Annotated in this window: 19 protein-coding genes; 13 read left to right on the plus strand and 6 right to left on the minus strand. The window is 50.1% G+C overall.

From position 1 onward, the window contains the following. Window positions 1-534, minus strand: coding sequence for a DUF2062 domain-containing protein (locus QWY82_RS12365; protein WP_290262779.1), 534 nt, complete (start codon window positions 532-534; stop codon window positions 1-3). Between the two features lie 163 nt (window positions 535-697). Next, the gene (locus QWY82_RS12370) at window positions 698-1,252 is read right to left on the minus strand and encodes a coiled-coil domain-containing protein (RefSeq protein ID WP_290262781.1); all 555 of its coding nucleotides are present in this window, start codon (window positions 1,250-1,252) and stop codon (window positions 698-700) included. 386 nt (window positions 1,253-1,638) lie between these two features. Here QWY82_RS12370 and adk point away from each other — a divergent pair, with 386 nt between their 5' ends. From adk to trpS, 11 genes are all read left to right on the plus strand, one after another. After that, window positions 1,639-2,283 (plus strand): adenylate kinase, encoded by a 645-nt coding sequence (gene adk / locus QWY82_RS12375; RefSeq protein ID WP_290262783.1) that lies wholly within the window; start codon window positions 1,639-1,641, stop codon window positions 2,281-2,283. 70 nt (window positions 2,284-2,353) lie between these two features. After that, the gene (gene hemH / locus QWY82_RS12380; protein ID WP_290262785.1) at window positions 2,354-3,334 is read left to right on the plus strand and encodes a ferrochelatase; all 981 of its coding nucleotides are present in this window, start codon (window positions 2,354-2,356) and stop codon (window positions 3,332-3,334) included. A 239-nt stretch (window positions 3,335-3,573) separates the two neighbouring features. Next, window positions 3,574-4,422 carry a hypothetical protein gene (locus QWY82_RS12385; RefSeq protein ID WP_290262788.1) on the plus strand — a complete coding sequence of 283 codons (849 nt, stop codon included), beginning with the start codon at window positions 3,574-3,576 and terminating at the stop codon, window positions 4,420-4,422. Between the two features lie 108 nt (window positions 4,423-4,530). Further along, window positions 4,531-5,223 (plus strand): tRNA (adenosine(37)-N6)-threonylcarbamoyltransferase complex dimerization subunit type 1 TsaB, encoded by a 693-nt coding sequence (tsaB, locus tag QWY82_RS12390; RefSeq protein ID WP_290262790.1) that lies wholly within the window; start codon window positions 4,531-4,533, stop codon window positions 5,221-5,223. 69 nt (window positions 5,224-5,292) lie between these two features. Beyond that, on the plus strand, window positions 5,293-6,090 hold the full coding sequence (locus tag QWY82_RS12395) for an undecaprenyl-diphosphate phosphatase (RefSeq protein WP_290262792.1): 798 nt from the start codon (window positions 5,293-5,295) through the stop codon (window positions 6,088-6,090). An 11-nt stretch (window positions 6,091-6,101) separates the two neighbouring features. Next, a complete protein-coding gene (locus QWY82_RS12400) occupies window positions 6,102-6,977 on the plus strand; it encodes an NAD(P)-dependent oxidoreductase (protein WP_290262794.1) in 876 nt (291 codons plus the stop codon). 35 nt (window positions 6,978-7,012) lie between these two features. Continuing rightward, window positions 7,013-7,384: a VOC family protein gene (locus QWY82_RS12405; RefSeq protein WP_290262796.1), complete on the plus strand. Its 372-nt coding sequence runs from the start codon at window positions 7,013-7,015 to the stop codon at window positions 7,382-7,384. 35 nt (window positions 7,385-7,419) lie between these two features. Further along, complete coding sequence (locus QWY82_RS12410; RefSeq protein ID WP_290262798.1) at window positions 7,420-8,706, plus strand: M18 family aminopeptidase; 1,287 nt, start codon at window positions 7,420-7,422, stop codon at window positions 8,704-8,706. A gap of 23 nt (window positions 8,707-8,729) precedes the next feature. Next, window positions 8,730-9,743 carry a cyclic nucleotide-binding domain-containing protein gene (locus QWY82_RS12415; RefSeq protein ID WP_290262800.1) on the plus strand — a complete coding sequence of 338 codons (1,014 nt, stop codon included), beginning with the start codon at window positions 8,730-8,732 and terminating at the stop codon, window positions 9,741-9,743. Between the two features lie 6 nt (window positions 9,744-9,749). Beyond that, window positions 9,750-10,838 carry a tRNA-queuosine alpha-mannosyltransferase domain-containing protein gene (locus QWY82_RS12420; protein ID WP_290262802.1) on the plus strand — a complete coding sequence of 363 codons (1,089 nt, stop codon included), beginning with the start codon at window positions 9,750-9,752 and terminating at the stop codon, window positions 10,836-10,838. A gap of 73 nt (window positions 10,839-10,911) precedes the next feature. Further along, window positions 10,912-11,919 (plus strand): tryptophan--tRNA ligase, encoded by a 1,008-nt coding sequence (gene trpS / locus QWY82_RS12425; protein ID WP_290262803.1) that lies wholly within the window; start codon window positions 10,912-10,914, stop codon window positions 11,917-11,919. A gap of 73 nt (window positions 11,920-11,992) precedes the next feature. Here the strand turns inward: trpS and bioA are convergent, their stop codons facing one another. Then, on the minus strand, window positions 11,993-13,309 hold the full coding sequence (gene bioA, locus QWY82_RS12430; protein ID WP_380736572.1) for an adenosylmethionine--8-amino-7-oxononanoate transaminase: 1,317 nt from the start codon (window positions 13,307-13,309) through the stop codon (window positions 11,993-11,995). Between the two features lie 44 nt (window positions 13,310-13,353). On the opposite strand from bioA, the gene QWY82_RS12435 reads away from it, so the two are divergent. Beyond that, complete coding sequence (locus tag QWY82_RS12435) at window positions 13,354-14,184, plus strand: DUF547 domain-containing protein (RefSeq protein ID WP_290262807.1); 831 nt, start codon at window positions 13,354-13,356, stop codon at window positions 14,182-14,184. Between the two features lie 6 nt (window positions 14,185-14,190). Here QWY82_RS12435 and QWY82_RS12440 read toward each other — a convergent pair whose 3' ends face one another. Then, window positions 14,191-14,952 (minus strand): flagellar brake protein, encoded by a 762-nt coding sequence (locus QWY82_RS12440; protein ID WP_290262809.1) that lies wholly within the window; start codon window positions 14,950-14,952, stop codon window positions 14,191-14,193. Between the two features lie 273 nt (window positions 14,953-15,225). Here QWY82_RS12440 and ttcA point away from each other — a divergent pair, with 273 nt between their 5' ends. Continuing rightward, the gene (gene ttcA, locus QWY82_RS12445) at window positions 15,226-16,146 is read left to right on the plus strand and encodes a tRNA 2-thiocytidine(32) synthetase TtcA (RefSeq protein ID WP_290263536.1); all 921 of its coding nucleotides are present in this window, start codon (window positions 15,226-15,228) and stop codon (window positions 16,144-16,146) included. A gap of 16 nt (window positions 16,147-16,162) precedes the next feature. On the opposite strand, the gene QWY82_RS12450 is transcribed toward ttcA, so the two are convergent. Continuing rightward, window positions 16,163-16,600, minus strand: coding sequence for a hypothetical protein (locus QWY82_RS12450; RefSeq protein ID WP_290262811.1), 438 nt, complete (start codon window positions 16,598-16,600; stop codon window positions 16,163-16,165). A gap of 284 nt (window positions 16,601-16,884) precedes the next feature. Further along, the gene (locus tag QWY82_RS12455) at window positions 16,885-17,373 is read right to left on the minus strand and encodes an Lrp/AsnC ligand binding domain-containing protein (protein ID WP_435431471.1); all 489 of its coding nucleotides are present in this window, start codon (window positions 17,371-17,373) and stop codon (window positions 16,885-16,887) included. Window positions 17,374-17,502 lie beyond the last annotated feature (129 nt).

Below are 17,502 nucleotides of genomic sequence, written 5' to 3' on the forward strand. Positions count from 1 at the left end.
CTAGGGTTGCTGCTTTCTTTTCAGTCTATCTTCTATGCGCTTTTGCCACGTTTTACTAACGTTCCAGCGCCACAACTGGTTAATAATCAAAAACGACAGGCAGGCAAAAAACAAAGCGCAAATAAGCGAACCTAACAGTAGGGGCGGTAGTAGAAAGCTTAGTTCTGAGGTGATCCACTCGATCGATAGTTCGAAATGAAAGGGTCTGTGCGGCGCATTCAATATCCATAGGCCGAGCTTGTAGCAGGCGTAAAACATGGCCGGCATCGTAACCGGGTTGCTGATCCATACCAGTGCCGCACTAATGGGCAGGTTGGCGCGAAACCACAGGGCGCACAGTGCGGCTAAGCCCATTTGCCCAGGGATGGGTAAAAAGCAAATGAATATACCCACGAAAAAAGCGCGAGATACCGATGTTCGGTTTAGATGGAATAAGTTTGGGTCGTGCAAAACAGTGCCCAGAAACTGCAGCGAGGCATGATTTCTGACTTTAGCTGGGTCGGGCATCCAGCGTTTTAGCAACTTCTTTGCCATCCACCATTCCAGTGCGGTTTATCTTGGCGCGCATTATGCCCAAATACCTAGCCTCAAGCCAGAGCTCTAAAAGATATCGGTTCCAATGGGGCATTTAGGATGACAGAGCGCAGCGGTGTGCCTTCCCCACTGGCCGGTGTCGTAAGGCCGGCCAGTCGGGGGCTTAGTGGGGTAGATGCGGAGCGTTTGTACCAGAGGCCTCTGGTTCGGGGGCTGGTTTCGCTTCTGCGAGCGGCTTTCGTGGTTTAGGTTGAGACTTTTCTGTTAAATCGTTGGCAAGTTGTAGGCGCTCTCTGACACTCACCGTTTCCTTGTGATCTTCTAGTAACTCGGTGATTTGCTTGTTGCGCGTGGCAATCTGCTGTTGCAGGTCCTGAATCTCTTTTTCCAGCTGTGTATTCTTGTTGAGCAGCCGCTCTTCTTTGTCGTTGGCATCGGCAATAATGTCGTCAACGCTAATTTGAGTCGACTCAAGGGTCTGCTTAACCACCGAAACTACCACTTCCATATTATCTGACGGCAGCTTACGCATGAGGCTAATGGCGTCTTCAATGCCGTAAGACACGGCCTTGCGGGCTGATTTTACGGTCGCTTGAGTTTTGTTGGGTAGCTCTGGTTCAAAGTAGTCTTCGTTTAGGTCAAGACTGCTGGGTAAACCAGGGCTTTCAAGCAGTTCACTTGAGGTGTCATCGTCATTATTTCTGGAAAAAAGGCCCATAGCGAACTACTCCTGTATGTTAGGTTTTCAAGGCATATAAAAGAGTAGTTGAAAGAAGTCTTTTATATACTAATCATTGATAATACTAGCCCGCCCTTATATGCAATTTAGTTATAAGTATGGCTTGCTCTTGGGTCTAAGCAAGCTTGGCGGTGATCCGGTTTAGACATAAGTCGAATAGCGATACTTAAGTGCCTGCAGTATTGTGTAAAAAACAAGCAAAACAAGGGCTTAGTGCTGTGTTCCCCGGTTAAAATAGCAGCCTTGCTTGAGTAGGTTGATAGCAGCGTGTATCGTATGCGCCCACGATAAGGGTGCAGCATTAATAGTTGGTGTGATTAAGTGCCCAACACAAGCGAGATGAGAACTGTAGGAGCGAGCAAGATATGCGCGTTATTCTTTTGGGTGCCCCAGGTGCCGGTAAAGGCACACAAGCAAAGTATATAATGGAGCAATTTGGGATACCTCAAATCTCAACGGGCGATATGCTGCGGGCGGCGGTAAAAGCGGGCTCTCCGCTTGGACTAAAAGTAAAGGATATTATGTCCTCCGGTGGTTTAGTGTCAGACGACATTATTATTGCCCTGGTTAAAGAGCGAATTGAACAGCCAGATTGTGCCAAGGGTTTTTTGTTTGATGGGTTTCCGCGTACAATTCCTCAAGCTGAAGCGATGGTTTCGGCTAATGTAGATATTGATTATGTACTGGAAATTGATGTGGCTGACGAGGAAATTGTTGCTCGTTTAAGTGGTCGACGCGTGCATGAAGCATCCGGTCGCGTTTATCACACTATCTATAATCCCCCGAAAGTTGAGGGTAAAGATGATGAAACGGGTGATGCACTCGTACAGCGCCCGGACGATCAAGAGGAAACGGTGCGCAAACGCTTAGGTCTTTATCACGATCAAACTAAACCATTAGTTGGTTTTTATGCTGCACGACAGGCTAGCACGGGTGTTAAATGCCATAAAATTCCAGGTGTTGGTAGTGTGGAAGAGATCCGCCAGCGAGTGCTTGACGTATTAAAGTAGTCGTTTCTGGTATGAAAACACCCGCTTAGGCGGGTGTTTTTTTATGTGTCTTTAAAAGTGAGAATTGAGCATGAAATCCTCCGATGCGGTTATATTAATTAACTTGGGTACACCAGAGCGTGCCGACGCAAAAAGTGTTCGTAAATTTTTGCGAGAGTTTTTATGGGACCCGCGTGTGGTAGAAATTCCACGACTACTTTGGTGGCCCATCTTGAATGGTATTATCCTACCCTTCAGACCCAAGCGCGTTGCTCATGCATATCAATCGATTTGGACTGACCAAGGTTCGCCGTTAAAAGTCATTACCGAGCGTTTGGCTGACAAGTTACAGGCTACATTGTCCCGCGATCAGGGCGCAGCGGCGCCAAAAATTGTTTGTGCCTATTCTTACGGCAAACAATCAATTGCCAAGCAGGTTCAATCGCTCTCGAGCCAAGGTTACGATCGTTTCTTGCTGCTTCCTCTCTATCCACAGTACTCAGCAACAACTACCGGCTCGGTTTATGATCAGTGGGCCGAAATTATTCGAAGCCATAGAGACATTCCGGATATCCGCATCCACAAATCCTATTCTGCACGCCCTGATTTCATCGCCGGTCTTGTGCAAAGTATCCAAGCCCATTGGCAAGCGCAGGGTCGCTCGGAGAAATTGCTGTTTTCTTTTCACGGTATTCCCCAGCGCAATGTTGATTTGGGCGATCCCTATGAGGCTCAGTGTTTACAAACGGCTAGAGATGTTGCCGATAGTCTTGGTTTAGAGTCCGCTCAATGGCAAGTGAGTTTTCAGTCAAGGTTAGGAAAGGCGGAGTGGTTAAAACCCTATACTGATAAATTACTTGCGCAATGGGGCGCTGAGTCAGTGGAGAGCGTGGATGTGATATGCCCAGCTTTTTCGATTGATTGCTTAGAAACCTTGGAGGAAATTCAGGTAGAAAATCGGGATCTATTTTTAGCGAGTGGTGGCAAAGCGTACCATTACATTCCCTGTTTGAATGATTCTGATGCTCAAGTTTTTCTATTGAGCAATATCGTGTTGGAGAGCTTTGCTTAGCCAAATTCGTTTCAATATTGTGATTTTTTTCCAAAAACAATCGTATTTTTCATTTTTTTCCTGCTTTTGCCCGTTTTTTGATTAAAAAACGGGCAAAAAACTCGCATATTCTGATTTTCTTTCTTAATATCAATGCGATACCAATGTAATTTCAATTTGCACTGGTGTTATGCGCGATCTTGCGCTGAAAACGTGTAATAACAATCCGATTGTTCAAATCATGTTCCAGGAGATGACACATGGCACGAGTAGCAAAGAAATCAGCCGCCAAACGCGGCGCAAAAAAAACCGCCGTTAAAAAGGCAAAGGTCGCGAAAGTGGTTCGTGCACCTAAAGTGGTATCGCCGGCAATGGCAAAAGCTCAGGCAGCAGTGGATCAAATGGCAAAGGCGATAGCCGCGCAAGCCAAAAAGGTAGCTGCAGCGAAAAAGAAGTCTGCGGCAGCTAAGAAGAAGTCTGCAAAATCCGGTAAAGCGGGTGATAAGCGCTCAGCTGTATCAGCTGCTAATGCCGCAGCGAAGCTTGCAACCAGTATGCAGACAGCACGTGCAAAACTCTCTGATGCTAAGTCTAAATTGGCTGTATTGAAGTCAGAAGCTAAGGCTCAGGCAAGAGTTGCCGCAGCCATGGCGAAGGTTGAGCAGTTAAAAGCGAGCTTGGCGGCTAAAGCTGAAAAAGATCGCGCTAAGGCGGTAGCAACCTATGCCGCGAAGTGGGAAAAGAAACGTGCCGCAGCCGATGCTAAAAAGGTGAAGGCAACCGCTAAGAAGGTTAAGGCTAAGTTAGCTGCGATCGAGAAGAAGGCAAAGGCTAAGGCGAAAGCAGCGGCGAAGAAAGCGGCGGCTAAAGCCAGTGCGGCAGCGAAAAAGGCGGCCGCAAAAGCTAAGGTAGCGGCTAAGAAGGCGGCAGCGAGAGAAAAGGCTGCGGCTCGTAAGGCGGCTGCGAAAGCAAAAGCTGCAGCAAAAAGAGAAATGAAAAAGGCTAAGCCAAAGCCAAAAAAGGCTAAAAAGGCAAAGGCCAAAAAAGCAGTCGCGGCTAAGCCGCGCAAGGCGGCAGCCAAGAAGAAGCGCACCAAAGCTAAGCGCTAATCAACGTCTGCCGTTCAATCAAATCCCCCTGATATAGGGGGATTTTTTTTGGGTGTTATTCCACTAGTTTTCTGGGAAAATACGGGTTTTTTGCTCCGAAGATTATCCATGGCCAACTATTTAGCATTAGACACATCTTCCAATGCCTGCTCCGTGGCGCTGTGCCTAGGAGAAACGCGTTTTCAACAGTTCGAATTGGCGCCAAGAGGCCATATGCAGCGCCTGCTGCCCATGGTCGACAGTGTGTTAGCGCAAGCGGGTATTAGCTTAACGCAACTCGATGGCATTGCCTTTGGCTGTGGGCCTGGGTCTTTTACCGGGCTTAGGGTCGCGACGGGAGTCGTACAGGGTATGGCCTACGCGATTGACCTGCCCGTGATTCCCATTTCGAGCTTGGCTGTGTTGGCTCAAGGCTTCGCTCGGCGCCATCCGAATTTTACTGGCGTTTTAGGTGTTGCCGTCGATGCGCGCATGGATGAAGTTTACGCGGCCCGCTACAGGATTGAAAAACAAGTGGCGCAAGTCGTAGGCGACGAGGCGGTAATAGCGGTCACACAGGTAATGCAGGAAGTTTTAGCGACCATCGACGCTGGCTGCGGCAGCGGTTGGGGTTTGGAGCCTTTGCGCCAGCAATGTCCCACAGCCTTAATAGTCGATGTCGAGCCGGACGCCCAGGATCTGCTCGATTTAGTGTTAACCGGCGCTTACCCAGCCGTCGGTGCAGCCGCGGCGCGGCCGGTGTATTTACGCAATAGTATTACGTGGCAAAAGCGACAGCGCATCCGGTCGGCATCGCTTTAGACTCGGTCATCCAATTAATGACTAGGCGTTGCCTTACTCATTTTAATTACTAACTGAAATGGAGTTTATGTGGAACTATTACAGGTTCTGTTGTTGTCGTTAATACAGGGATTTACTGAATTTTTGCCGATATCGAGCTCAGCACATTTAATTCTGCCTAGCCAGCTATTGGGTTGGCAGGATCAGGGCTTGGCTTTTGACGTGGCGGTACATTTCGGTACCTTGCTGGCCGTGGTGGCCTATTTTCGCAAGGATTTAACACTGCTACTCGCCGGTTGGTTTGGTTCATTGCGGGGCAATCGCAGTCACGAAAGCGATTTGGTTTGGCTGATCGGCTTCGCCACTGTTCCCGCCGGATTAGCCGGGCTCTTAGGCAGTGATTTTATCGAGGCAAATCTTCGCTCTGCATGGGTTATCGCCTGGGCGACTATTGGCTTCGGTATTCTCTTAGGCGTTGCCGATAAATGCGGCCAAGGAGAAAAAACACTGCTCAATATGACCTTTAAGTTTGCGATGGTGATCGGCTTGGCACAGGCTTTGGCGCTTATTCCGGGTACTTCGCGCTCGGGTATAACCATGACGGCGGCGCTGCTATTAGGCTTTTCTCGGGTTGAGTCCGCGCGTTTTTCATTTTTGTTGTCCATACCCATTATCGCTTTAAGCGCCGCTTACTTGAGTTTTAAATTGATGGGCGAGGCGGGTGTTGATTGGGCGCATATGGGCTTAGGGTTTATTTTATCTTGCCTAAGTGCCTATGCTTGTATCTTCTTTTTTATGCAGTTGATTAGCCGTATGGGCATGATGCCTTTTGTGATTTATCGCATGTTGCTTGGTGGTGTTTTGTTGTTTTTATTTTGGCAGATTTAGAGGGCAGGGCTGTGAACCTAGCATTTGTTGGTTTAGGCGTTATGGGTTATCCCATGGCTGGACATTTAGTAAAGGCTGGACATCAAGTTTGCGTATATAACCGCACGGCGTCAAAGGCGCAAAGTTGGGCCGATGCCTTTGGCGGCCGATTTGAGCTCACGCCAAAATTAGCGGCAGAAAATGCCGACATTGTTTTCGTTTGTGTGGGCAATGACGATGATTTGCGCTCGGTGGTATTAGGGGACGAGGGTCTGCTCGCCGGCATGAGGCCGGGCACTTATTTAGTGGACCACACCACGGCATCGGCACAAGTAGCCCGAGAGCTTTCTGCCTTAGCCGCGCTACAACAGGTTGCTTTTTTAGACGCGCCTGTTTCTGGCGGTCAAGCGGGCGCGGAAAATGGCCAGTTAACGGTGATGGTTGGCGGCGATGATCTCGCCTTTGGCCATGTAGAACCGGTTATTCAAGTCTTTGCTAAGTCAGTGAAATTGCTGGGGCCTTCGGGTAGTGGTCAGTTGTGTAAAATGGTAAATCAAATTTGCATTGCCGGCTTGGTTCAAGGCCTAGCGGAAGGTTTGCACTTTGCTCAGTCTGCGGGTTTGGATGCCGCAGCTGTGGTCGAGGTAATATCGAAAGGCGCGGCTCAATCTTGGCAAATGGATAATCGCTATAAAACCATGTTGAAGGGCGAATATAACCATGGCTTTGCCGTCGATTGGATGCGCAAAGATTTGGCTATCGTATTAGATGAAGCAAAAAATAACGGTGCCCGCCTGCCGGTAACCGCGCTGGTTGATCAGTTTTATGGTGAGGTTCAAGATATGGGCGGGCAGCGCTGGGATACGTCGAGTCTCTTAGCGCGGCTCGAGCAGCATAAGCGGCGTTAACCGACCCCAACTGGAATGACATAAGGAAGGGTGACATGGCAAAGGTACTTGGTTTAGGCGGCGTATTTTTCAAGGCGCCAGACCCGCAGGCATTGATTGCTTGGTATAACCAACATTTGGGCACCGAGATGAATGAGTGGGGCGCCCAATTTCCCATCCAGCAACTACCGGCTGGTGCCTATGGCGTGTTTTCACCGTTTAAGGAGAGCACCGATTATTTTGCACCTAGCACGCAAAATTACATGATCAACCTCGTCGTTGATGATGTAGATGGCTGTCTCGCTAGGGTGCGAGCTGCCGGCGCGGTGGTTATGCCGGACATTGAAACCTCAGAATACGGCACCTTTGGCTGGTTTATTGATCCAGCTGGAAACAAAATTGAATTGTGGCAGCCACCTGCTGTTTAACCATTAAGCAAATATGCACCAACACATGAGTCGTTATGAGTAATCTAGCTGTAATAACTAAGTTGATTGATTTTCTGAAGTCGTCGCCGACACCTTTTCATGCGGTAGACAGCATGAAGAAACGCTTGTTGTCGGCAGGTTTTTGCGAGTTAAAAGAGGGCGATGCGTGGCAGTTTGAGGTCGGTGGAAAATATTTTATAACCCGGAACAACTCGAGCATTATTGCGTATATTCACGGCAAGCAAATTGCGGAGCAGGGCATTCATATGGTGGGTGCCCATACCGATAGCCCTTGTTTAAAGGTTAAGCCCAACCCGGTGGTCAATTCGCAGAGCTATTTACAGTTGGGGGTTGAGGTGTATGGCGGCGTTTTACTGGCGCCTTGGTTTGATCGCGACCTCTCCTTAGCCGGTCGAGTCAATTATTTGGATAGTCAGGGTAGCCGCAGATCGGCCTTGGTGGACTTTAAAAAGCCCATCGCGATTGTACCCAGTTTGGCTATTCACTTAGATCGAGAGGTAAATAAAAGCCGAAGTATTAACCCTCAAACGGATATTCCTCCGGTATTGGCGCAACTTGCCAGCGCTGAAGCTGGGTTTGATTTTAAAGCGCTACTCGCCGGGCAGTTAGCTGCGGAGGGTGTGGCGGACTGCGCCAGTGTGCTGGATTACGAATTATCTTTTTACGATACCCAGCCGGCTGCCTTGGTAGGCTTGCAGGAGCAGTTTTTTGTTGGCGCGAGGCTCGATAATCTGCTCAGCTGCTTTGTCGGCTTAGAGGCTATGTTGGCGTCTGGGTCGGATTATGCTCAAATATTGATCTGCAACGACCACGAGGAAGTGGGTAGCCTGTCGGCGTGTGGTGCTCAGGGGCCCATGCTGCGCCAGTTTTTGGAGCGTTTGATCCCGGATGTAGAACTGAGAAACCGGGTTGTGGATCGATCAATAATGATTTCGGCGGATAACGCCCACGGCATACACCCAAATTATGCTGATAAGCACGAGCAGAATCATGGCCCCCTGTTGAACAAAGGTCCGGTTATTAAAGTAAATGCGAACCAGCGCTACGCAACTAACAGTGAAACCAGTGCATACTTCCGCCACCTTTGTCAGCAGGTCAATGCCCCAGTTCAAGCCTTCGTGGTGCGAACGGATATGGCCTGTGGAAGTACCATAGGCCCCATTACGGCGGCCGAAATCGGTGTCAAAACCTTGGATGTCGGCATGCCCACTTGGGGTATGCACTCTATAAGGGAAACAGCCGGTACAACCGACATGCTCGACCTTATTAAGGTTTTGCAGAGACATTATTCAACGCGCTAACTCGATGTATATCTGGAGTAACAATGTCATTCGATCTAACGGCACTTGCCAAATTTGAACCCTTTTGCGGCTTGAGCGAAGAATATCTCCAGCGTCTCATGGATCATTTGGAACTGTTTGAGTTAGAGCGCGGCACGCTAGTGTTTAAGCGCGGTAAGCCGTTGCCTGAAAGTTACTATCTGGTGTCCGGTATGGTGGATTTGATTGCCGCAGATTTTGAGTCTGAAGTGATCGAAGCCAATACGGCGCGCGCCTGCCAGCCGTTAAATCTACAGTCGCCGTCGCCTGTTTCTGCGGTGGCAAAAGAATCTGTGGTGGTGTTTCGCATTGATAAAGAGTTTATCGATTTGGTACTCGCCTATACGGAATCCACTGGCGAAGAGGCCGAAGCTGTTGTCGCTGGTGAGGAGCCGCACGATTGGATGAGCGGCCTACTCGAGTCGCCGCTGTTTAATAAAGTACCACCGGCAAATTTGCAGCAATTGTTTGCCAAGTTTGAGTGGCAGGAATTCGAAGTAGGCGACGTGTTAATACAAGAGGGCGATCAGGGTGATTATTTTTACGTTCTGGAAAAGGGCCGTTTAGCGGTTGAGTCGCGCGGTCAAAAGCTCGATGTGGTATTGAAGCCGGGTAATTATTTTGGCGAGGAAGCGCTTGTGGGCGATGCGGTGCGCAATGCATCGGTGATTGCCCAAACCAACGGTGGGGTTATGCGTCTCACCAAGGAGGACTTTCGGGTGTTGTTACAAGAGCCCATCCTCACTACGGTAGATTTGAAAGCCTGGGGTCAGCTGGAAAAGAAAGGCGGCTTTAAGTTGGTCGATGTTCGCCTGCCCATGGAGTACAAGTGCGGCCATGTGGCCGGCGCTATCAATTTACCCTTAGGTGGTTTGCGCAGCCGCTTGTCTCGGTTAGAAAAAGAGTTTAATTACTTGGTTACCGCCGACGGTGGTCGTCGAGCCGAGGTGGCCGCTTATCTTTTTAATCAGGCCGGTCTCGAGTGCTCTATTTTAACCTGCGCCGCTGAACTCTATTAAATTTTGGTGCGCGTTTTATTGCTGTCTGCTTATCACGCGCCTAGTCATGCCTACTGGGCTCAGGGCTTACAGGAAACTTTTCCACACTGGCACTGGCAGTTAATTTCACTGCCAGCGCGCTATTTTAATTGGCGTATACGGGGCAACGCACTGCACATCGCCTACGAATATCAAGACCTTCTGGTACAGCAATACGACCTTATAATTGCCACTTCCATGACAGACTTGGCTGGTCTACGAAGCTTGTGCCCGCAGCTCGCAGCCATTCCCAGCATTTTATATTTCCACGAGAATCAATTTTCCTACCCGGGTAACGAGGTGCAATCGAACCGCGTTGAACCGCAAATGATGACCCTGTTCAGCGCCTTAACGGCGACTCGCCTAGTGTTTAATTCTCACTACAACCGCGAGACTTTTTTTGCTGGCTTGGGGCAACTATTAAAGAAATTACCTGATTGTGTACCCGCGAATTTACTGGCTTCGTTAACGGCTAAAGCCGATGTCTTGCCCGTGCCGCTCGCCGATCAGGCCTTTGAGTTAGATTGCCATAAGTCGGGCAAACCCAGTTTTATTTGGAATCACCGCTGGGAGCACGATAAGGCACCCGAACGGCTATTAGCGGCGCTAAAACTTTTGACTCAAACACAGCGGGACTTTAGTTTGCATGTGGTGGGACAGCAGTTTAGATCCCAGCCATCCTGTTTTACCGAACTCCAGCAGCTATTGCAGGCGACCGATACCGTGGGTGCTTGGGGCTTTCAGGAAAGTCGCGAAACCTATAATCATTTACTGGCCTCTAGCCATGCGGTAATTTCTACCGCGCTGCATGACTTTCAGGGCTTGGCGGTGTTGGAAGCGGTGGCGGCTGGCTGTATTCCCTTGGTACCGAAGCGGCTGGCTTACCCTGAATGGTTTCCCGACGCGGGTTATGGGAGTTATGAAACAGATGCCGGTTTAGAGGCGCAAGCGCTGGCGGAGGCCATGCTGGCGGTCATTGACGGTGCTGGCCAGCCTTGCCCTGATGTTAGCAGTATGAGTCGAACCGCACAGGCACCAGCCTACGAGCGCTTAATCTTATCGGTCGCAGGTCATTAGTGTCCACGTGTTTAACTGCTCGGTCATTTGCAGGTATCATACGCGCCTTTATAGATGCAGCTAGGTTGGCCAGATGAGTAAGCAAAGAATATTGACCGGTATCACCACCACGGGTACACCCCATCTGGGGAATTACGTGGGCGCCATACGTCCAGCCATCGAAGCCAGTCACGATAGCAATAACCTGTCGTTCTATTTTTTAGCGGATTTTCACGCGCTGATTAAATGCCATGATCCGGCGCTCGTGCATCAATCCACCCGTGAAATTGCGGCGACTTGGCTGGCGCTTGGCTTGAATACCGATAACGTGGTTTTTTATCGTCAGTCCGATGTACCCGAAATCCCTGAACTTTGCTGGATGCTTAACTGCATGGCCGCCAAAGGCCTGATGAACAGGGCACACGCCTACAAAGCGTCTGTGGCGGCCAATGAAGAAGCCGGCGAAGACCCTGACTTCGGCGTGACCATGGGTTTGTACAGCTACCCGGTATTAATGGCAGCGGATATTTTGATGTTTAACGCCAATAAAGTCCCGGTGGGCAAGGATCAAATTCAGCACGTTGAAATGGCGCGAGATATTGCCGCCCGTTTTAACCACCATTACGGTACTCACTTTGTCTTGCCCGAGGCCAGTGTTGACGATGACGTAGCGGTTTTACAAGGCCTAGATGGTCGTAAGATGAGCAAGAGTTACGGCAATACCATCCCGTTATTTTTGGATGAAAAGCCGCTGAAAAAACATATCAACAAAGTAAAAACCAATTTACTCGAACCCGGTGACCCGAAGGATACCGCCGACTCGACGGTGTTCCAGCTGTGGCAAGCATTTGCAACGCCGGAGCAAACCCAATACATGCGCGAGCAGTTTGCTGCGGGTATCGCCTGGGGTGAAGCGAAGAAGCAGTTGCATGAGTTGATTAATGGCCAGTTGTGCGAGGCGCGAGAAAAATATACTGAGCTTTTAGCAAATCCTGCGCACATTGAAAATGAGCTGCAAAAAGGCGCGGAAAAAGCCCGTAGCTACAGCGTGCCATTTTTGAAAGAGTTGCGCAGTGCGGTAGGCATCAAACCCATCGTATAAAGTAGCTAAAAAAAGCGCGTTGATGTCTTCAGCGCGCTTTTTTTATGGGTAAGATTTGATATGGGCGATGCCGCTAGCCATTGGAAAATAGCGCCGAGCCTAAATACTTTTCGCCGTCAGCGAGCACCCGGCAGATGGCACTGGTGAGTTTACGGAGTTCGAGTTCAGTAATGATCAGCGGCGGCATGATGTAAACAATGTTGCCAAAAGGCCTGATCCATACGCCAAGTGCCATAAAGGCCTTTTGTATTTCTGCCATAACCACCGTGTCGGTCATTTCCACCACGCCAATATTGCCCAGCACGCGCACATCGGCAACGCTGGCGTAGCTCTGACAAGGCGCTAATTCTTTTTTCAGTTGTTGTTCTATCTCGCTAACCCGGGCCTGCCAATCCTGCTCGAGTAAGAGTTTTAGGCTGGCATTGGCGGCGGCGCAGGCGAGGGGATTGCCCATGAATGTTGGCCCGTGCATGAATACGCCGGCCTCGCCATTGCAGATACCGGTGGCCACCTTATCGTTACACAGGGTTGCCGCCAAGGTCATGTAACCCCCGGTCAGGCTTTTACCTAAACATAAAATATCTGGGCTGATATTGGCGTGCTCGCAGGCAAATAATTTTCCCGTGCGGCCAAAACCGGTGGCGATCTCATCGGCGATTAATAAAACATCGTTGGCTTGGCACAGCGCTTTTACTCTGCGTAAATAATCCGGCGAGTAAAACTTCATGCCACCGGCGCCTTGCACAATGGGTTCGAGTATGACGGCGGCGAGTGTGTTGCTATGGTCTTCAATGAGTTGCTTGAAGGCTGCAATATTTTCATCGGTGCAGGGCTCGGTAAAACCGCAGGCGGGCGATGGCGCAAATAAATGACTGGGCATGACCTCGCTGAATAAATGATGCATGCCGTTGACTGGGTCGCACACAGACATGGCGCCGAAGGTGTCGCCGTGATAACCATTGCGTAGGGTTAGCATGCGAGTTTTATTCGGTTGCCCCAGCGAGCGCCAGTATTGCAGCGCCATTTTTAATGCGACTTCCACGGCCACTGAGCCAGAGTCGGCTAAAAAAACTTTATTCAAGCCGGCTGGGGTTATGCGCACCAGGGTTTTTGCCAGTTCGATGGCGGGCTCGTGAGTCAGGCCGCCAAACATCACGTGCGACATCTTATCAACTTGATCTTTAACGGCCTGATTTAATACTGGATGATTGTAGCCGTGTAACACACACCACCAACTCGACATCCCATCAATGAGCACGCGCCCATCGGCCAGCTGTAGGGACGAACCCTCGGCTCGCTCTACCAAGTAAACCGGCGGCGGGTTGTTAAAAGATGAGTAGGGGTGCCAGAGGAATTGGCGATCGGCAGTTAATAGCGCATCATGATCGATCACGGGATTTTCTACTGTTTAATGAATTTAGAGGCTTATTTTACGTGTCTAGCAACGGATTTGGCAGTGCTTTAGCGGTTTTAGGGTGTAGCTTGTTTTGTTATTGCCTATTTGGCGCAGCCTGCGCCCAGGCTGCGCCAAAATCGGTGCTTTGGGATTTTTGGCAAGCGCAAGCTGCACCGGTGCAGCTGCCGCCGGATAGGGGCTTTGCTGAATTTTTAGTGCAGTATCGCGGGCTTAATAGCGAATCTATTGCGGTAATTGACTACGCTCGCGTGACGCCGGCGGCAGCGGTTAAATTAAAATCCTTTGTGGCCAGTTATATCGCCATTGACCCTCGCGGTTTAACTAAACCAGAGCAGTTTGTTTACTGGGTCAATCTTTACAATGCGCAAATCATCATTCAGATACTTGAGGCGGATATTCCAGAATCGATCAAGGATATTCGCCCCGGGTTTGCAGGATTGTTGGCCGGCGGCCCCTGGCGTAAAACGCAATTTCATATCGCCGGGCAGGCGCTTAGTTTTAATGATATTGAACACCGTATTTTGCGGCCCATTTGGCGCGACGCGCGGGTGCACTTTGTTCTCAATTGCGCCAGTATCGGCTGCCCCGACATCCCTGCTAAGCCGCTGATGGCGGCGAATTTGGACGCTCAATTGGACGATGCTGCCAAGGCGTTTATCAATCACCAGCGGGCTGTGTTTTTGTCGGGTGACAGGCTTAAGTTGAGCAGTTTGTTTGATTGGTTCGCGAGCGATTTTGGCGCCAGTGACGTTGAGCGTATCGCCTTTTTAAATCGCTATCGCGAGCAGCCAATCGGGCCTTACCTTGATGTGCGTTATGCCTACGATTGGCGCCTTAACGCGCCTTAACGCCCCTTAGGCGGCGCGATAGCTCTGTGCCAGCATGGTGTCTACATAGTGGCTGATGAGTGCGTACTGCTCGCTGTTCATGGCAGCGAACTCGATGCTAATTTCCGTTTGCCGTTGTGGTCTGCGTAAGAAGCGAAAGCTTTTGACCTTGCCTTCGCATTTGATGCGTAGATTGCGGCTCAGCTCGAACTCAATGTTTGGAATGCGGCTGCCGCGGCTAATTTCCTTTAACTTGTCGCCATTGACGCACAGGCGCATGCCGCTAGCGGAAAGGTTTTGTAGCGAGCCAAACCAGTGTGAGCGCCACGGCGACTGTAGTTTTACCGGAAGGCAGATATCTTCATAGCCGAGCCTCGGGTGCCTGCGTCTTTGCCGATAACCTAAGGTGTCGGGCAGTGGCACAAGATAGCAGGGGCTACCGGCGATGGTTTGTTGTTCGATGATCGGCGCTGAAAACTGCAGTATTTTACCCATGTGCTGATGGGAAAAGTGCAAGATCTGGCCCGCCAGCGGCTGCGGCTGGGTGGGAAAAAGCTCGTCCAGCACCAGCACTTTTTGGCTGAAGTTAATATCCAATATTAGCGATTGAAAGCTTTCGCGCTGCTCGTCCATATGCACGGTGATCAACTGACGGCGGCTCTGTAGGTCAATCAAGGCAGCGTATTTTTGCATCAATCCCGTCAGGCTCATGTCCTGTTCGGGTTCTGTGGCGCTATCCATCTCGTCGGGGAGTCGGAATTTTTGCAGTACGGCTTGCAAAAGGCTCATGCGGCGTGCTCATTCAGGTGTCTTAAGGCTCAGGCTGCTAAGGCGCTAAGCTGTGTTGTAGGCGCTGGGCCTCGCTAGGTATAGAGCAAGCACTGTGCCAGATCCGAAGCGGCCTGTTTATGGGGGGCTGGTCAGCGCGTGGTGGTTATTTAGGCGGATGTCGGCAGGCTTTTGCCGGCTTTATTGCCTCTCAAATACTGCCCTTTGCCGTTTCCTCCTGTGAGCAAAATCCGTACAATGGCGCCCCCAAAGCGCAAGGCAAGCATCATGCATATGCAAGAGTCCGTTGAACGTAAAGATAAGTTGGAATTCAATAAGCTACAGAAGCGGCTGAGGCGCTTGGTCGGCAGCGCGATTGTAGATTTCAATATGATCGAGGCGGGCGATAAGGTGATGGTGTGCCTGTCGGGCGGCAAAGACTCCTATGCCATGCTCGATATCTTGCTTAGCTTGCAAAAAACAGCGCCTATCCATTTTGATTTGGTGGCGGTGAATTTGGATCAGAAGCAGCCGGGCTTTCCAGAGGATGTGTTGCCGCGTTACCTACGCGAACAGGGCGTCGCTTTCCACATTCTGGAAAAAGATACCTATTCGGTGGTGAAAGAAAAGATTCCCGAGGGTAAAACCACCTGCGGCCTTTGCTCGCGCCTGCGCCGTGGCACGCTGTACAGTTTTGCCGAGAAAATTGGTGCGACCAAAATTGCCCTAGGTCACCACCGCGACGATATGGTCGAGACTTTATTTCTCAACATGTTCTACGGTTCGAAATTGTCGGCTATGCCGCCTAAGTTGCGCGCTAGCGATGGCCGCAATATCGTTATTCGGCCTTTGGCCTACTGTAAAGAGTCCGATCTAGAGGCCTTCGCCGAGGCAAAATCTTTCCCGATTATTCCCTGTAACTTGTGTGGCTCACAGGAAAACTTGCAGCGTCAGAATATCAAGCAGATGTTGGCGCAGTGGGAGCGAGCGCACCCCGGGCGCATCGAACAGATATTTGGCGCCATGCAAAATATTGCACCGTCTCAGATGGCGGATCGAAACCTGTTTAATTTTGTCGATTTAACCCTTGATCGGTCGGGCGAGCGCGAAGCCTATGAATTTGATGAAGCTTCAATATCCGATTGGAGCGATGGCGAACAGGCGAAGCCGGCTGCGAGCAGCGTGGTGCAGTTTATCGACGCGGTTAATGTCTAACCCAAGATGGCCTAGCTCAAGCGGCAATATGACAGCTTCGCTGGCCAAATACTGCCTTAACCACGTCGCTAATAGTAGCGGTTGTCAGGCTTAGGTTATTTGACTCTATATACTGCCTGATCAGTAGCCAAGCTATTGCCGTAGCGTAACGGAGGTTGGTGATCAGCTCTTCGTCTGGATGGATCAGAAACGCCCGTTGCGAGGCGAGGCCCCTAACTTGCGACGCAAGATCGTGGTGGTGAATTAAATAGGTATCCCACAGGGCGCGGTGTTGGCCGGGTGTTATGCCATAGACGCCCAGCCCCGGGCCATGCTTGGGCGTTAAGTTGTCACCTAAATGGCAAGCACTTGCCGCGCTGGTTAAACATTGTTGGGCGTATTCATTGCAGTCATCGATGAGTTTTAAGGTTGGCTGGATAACCAGCTGCAGCAACTCAGACTCCGATATTCCCACTTTATGCTCCTTCGGCTAATAAGGCTTGCCGAATACTTATTCGATTTAGGTGTAGTTTGGATTGACGCTAAAATCCAGAAAATGAATGGCTAAGCCGGCGCACTTGTCTTGCTTGTAGCGCTATTGCACCGCCGTTCGGCGCCACTTAACTCGTCAAATTCCTGCCAGATTCTATAAATTTTCGCGCCTCCTAGGATTTGTAACAAAAAACATGCCGAAAAATGTCGCGTTTTTTAGCGGGGAAAGGTAGTGATTTTCACTGGTGTTGTTTCAGCTAGGCAGGGCTAGGGCTTCTGGTAGCGCACCGGTACTTCCAGGGTTTCTTTAACTTGTTCCATAACCACATAACTTGTGCACTCCTGAACCCCTGGCAGCGTCAGTAAGGTTTCGCCATAAAATTGCCGATAGGCCGCCATATCCGCAACCCGAGCTTTAATGAGATAGTCAAAATTCCCCGAGACGAGGTAGCATTCCTGTATTTCAGGCAGGCTGGCTGCGGCTTTGCGGAAATCGTCAAAAATATCTTGGGACGAGCGGTTGAGGCTTATTTGCACAAATACCACCAGTGCCGCGTCCAAAAACTCCGGGTTTACCAGCGCGGCATAGCCTTGGATGACGCCATCACGCTCGAGCCGCTTTACCCTTTCCATGCAGGGTGTAGCGCTCAGACCGACCTGCCGAGAGAGATCGGCATAGGAGGTTCTGCCGCTTTTCTGTAGCACTCTAATAATATTTTTATCGATAGTGCTGAGTTCTTTAGCGCGTTTTTTCATGTTGTCTGCCACTAACCTCTGTAATTGTTAAGTTTCAGTAGTTGAATCAACTGCTATTAATGATTTTGTAGGTGATTTCACTGTTACATTGCAATAATAGCCAAGGAATCACCTGTTGGGCCTGACTAT

The organism is Simiduia curdlanivorans (assembly GCF_030409605.1).
Taxonomy (GTDB): Bacteria; Pseudomonadota; Gammaproteobacteria; order Pseudomonadales; family Cellvibrionaceae; genus Simiduia; species Simiduia curdlanivorans.